Origin of the sequence: Arthrobacter sp. Br18 (assembly GCF_000520555.1) — a bacterium.
In the GTDB taxonomy this organism is placed as follows: Bacteria; Actinomycetota; Actinomycetes; order Actinomycetales; family Micrococcaceae; genus Arthrobacter_D.
The window spans coordinates 3,912-6,325 of sequence record NZ_KI914895.1 but is presented as its reverse complement, the minus strand read 5'-3'; the positions used below and the strand labels follow the sequence as shown (position 1 = coordinate 6,325).

Here is a 2,414-nt window from a genome sequence, read left to right as displayed (position 1 = left end):
GTCATCGCCTACAACCTCACCCGCGCCGCCGGATTCCTCGCCGCCGGTCCCTTCAGCAACGCCAGGACCGGAACGATCCGCCGCAAACTCATCCACATCCCCGCCAGGATCGCCCGCAGCGCGCGGAGAATACGGCTCCACCTCCCAGAAGCCTGGCCCTGGCAAACACACTGGGAAAAGCTGGCCACCAGCGTCCACCCACCGCCTGCCGCAGCGTAACCATCCCATCCACCAAGCCCGGCAACGGCTCAACCAGGACACCAGTGGAACACCACCGGCAGGAAGGCCGAAGGCTACCTCGCGCCCAACACCGAGACCGCCGCCGATTCCCAGAATGCTCTACAACCAAGAACGGGTCGGTGGATCAAGGCTTAGAGCCCACGCAAGTTTCAACGGTGCGCCAGAGTCTGTCATGACCTTCAACGAGACCGTTTGCAGGACTGCCACCTCCCGATCCAGCGTTTCGACCAGGTGACGTTTCCTGGCGAAACTCATCGCGCAGCTCCACGACCAGATCTGCATCGTTAGACGGCAGGGGAGCCGAGCGCAGCCTGTTGCAGGCGGCGGACGGCCTCTGGATACACGGTGGCTAGGTCCTTGATTTTCGGAGCGAAGGCGCTGTTGTGCCAGAGGAAGCACACCAGTCGACGGCGGCCGCCCGGCAGCGGTGCGAGACCCTGGTACAGTCGCGGGTCGTTCAGGACCGCCATGATGGTGTGCCGGTCCGCTCCATCGACGAAGAAGTAGTGGGAGTGCTCGCGTTGGCCTCCGGGCACGATGAGAAATAAGGGGTCCATATCAAGGAGGATCTCCGCAAACCGGGTGCTCCAGTCGAAGAGGGTGCCGTCCATGTACGTCTCGCCGTTCACCTCGCGGGCCGCCTCGGTGACTGTGGATGCGATCGCTGTGCTGGATGCAGCCCACGCAGAGGCCGGGGAGGCGCCAAAGGTGACCCCACACGGACTGAGGACCTCTCGGGCCTCCGATGCGGCCACGGTGGACCGCATCAAGTCCGACTACGCCTCCCTCCCGGGTGGGCGACGGGCCTGCGCAGCCCGGCGCTCGTGCCCGCCGACGACGGCACCTGGGCGGCCTCCGTCGGGCTCAAGCAGAACGTCACCCACCGTGTCCTAATCAAGGACGATGGCTCCTCGTGCCTCGAGGGCGCCCGCGGCAACAAGATCCGCTGCACCGACGGCCCCGTCGTAGAGCAGCCGGCCGGGTATACCTGAGGAGACAGCGGGACCCCTGTGGCGGTACCCGGGGAGATCTCCTCACTGAGCAACGAACAGCTCGCCGAGCGATCAGGACCCGGACAGACTTGGAGCCCCTCAAAGACGGCGACCTGGACCTGATTGAGGTCCGGTCCACCGACACCACCGCCCTGCACAAGGCGATGGAGGCCCTCGGGTCGCGTGAGCCCGAGCAGCAGGAGGACTTCGGTGCCCACCTGGCGGTCGAGATTCTGGCCAACGAACTCTCAGCCGAGCAAGCCCACTGGGCTGGCCGGTACGCCGCCGAGCGTCACCTCGCGGCCGAGCCGGTCGAACAGGGCGCTGCCTATGAGCGTAACGACCCCAAGCACCCGGAGTACCCCGGCACCCTTTAGCAGTCAGTCCCGGCCGCTCGGATCAGCATCCGAAGCCCTTGAACTTTACGGTCGTGTGCCCACAGAATCTCCAGGATGCCTCTGTGAGATCTTGGATGAACATGTGGGTGGATGCCCTGTTCGTCGTCTTCTCCACCGTCTTCGACCACCGTCCAAACTTTGCGCGTTTCGAATCGGCTTTGATTTCCTTATCCATGTCAGCGATGGCCGCGGCGCATGCCGCCCCACCGCCTGTGTAGGTCAGTGCGTCGGACATTATTTTGCTGACATCTTTGGGATCGGTCGGTTCACCCGCATTGTGTGTTCGCACGGACGCCTCGACCGAGGTGGAGCAAGTCTTCATCGCGGTCGCAGTCTTATTGCCAGGCTTGGCAAGCAAGGCGAACAGGGCCGTCTTCGCGGCGGACTCGGCCCGCGTTACAACGATCTCCTGACCCTTCCAAGCGAGAGTCAGTGCAACGTCGGGCGCCCATCTGATTTCTTGCGATGACGGAATGACGGCGTGGCCAGGCATCACGATCGCCGTCTTCGGTCTGGCCTCGATGAAGAACTCCTCCGAGCGGGTCCAGGCATCCAGGTATCTGACGGTGATACCAGTCTCGAACACCCACACTTGGCTGGTCAGGTTCCGGACGATCATTATCCCGTCATGGTTCCTGCACAGGTGGACGTCCTCGAAATACGGCTCCCAGCCTGCCGGGTAGTACATCTTCGTGGGGTAATCGGGCAGGCAACCCGGGGTGACCTGCGCTACCGCCATGAGATTCGATCCGGCCTCGGCGGGTGCGGGGACCCCGCCGACCAC

General features: G+C 64.0%; 5 protein-coding genes. 3 read left to right on the top strand and 2 right to left on the bottom strand.

From position 1 onward, the window contains the following. The coding region (locus Y704_RS0116615; RefSeq protein ID WP_026550935.1) for a transposase at positions 1 to 219 on the top strand (219 nt) is incomplete at its 5' end. Positions 220 to 524: 305 nt separating this feature from the next. On the opposite strand, the gene Y704_RS0116610 is transcribed toward Y704_RS0116615, so the two are convergent. Continuing rightward, a complete protein-coding gene (locus Y704_RS0116610) occupies positions 525 to 869 on the bottom strand; it encodes a hypothetical protein (protein WP_155850412.1) in 345 nt (114 codons plus the stop codon). A 195-nt stretch (positions 870 to 1,064) separates the two neighbouring features. Here Y704_RS0116610 and Y704_RS24200 point away from each other — a divergent pair, with 195 nt between their 5' ends. Together Y704_RS24200 and Y704_RS0116600 are read left to right on the top strand one after the other, a co-directional pair. After that, positions 1,065 to 1,232, top strand: coding sequence for a hypothetical protein (locus tag Y704_RS24200; protein WP_155850411.1), 168 nt, complete (start codon positions 1,065 to 1,067; stop codon positions 1,230 to 1,232). Between the two features lie 89 nt (positions 1,233 to 1,321). Further along, a complete protein-coding gene (locus tag Y704_RS0116600) occupies positions 1,322 to 1,609 on the top strand; it encodes a hypothetical protein (RefSeq protein ID WP_026550933.1) in 288 nt (95 codons plus the stop codon). Positions 1,610 to 1,631: 22 nt separating this feature from the next. Here Y704_RS0116600 and Y704_RS0116595 read toward each other — a convergent pair. Next, a partial coding sequence (locus Y704_RS0116595) for a hypothetical protein (RefSeq protein WP_026550932.1) occupies positions 1,632 to 2,414 on the bottom strand: 783 nt, incomplete at its 5' end.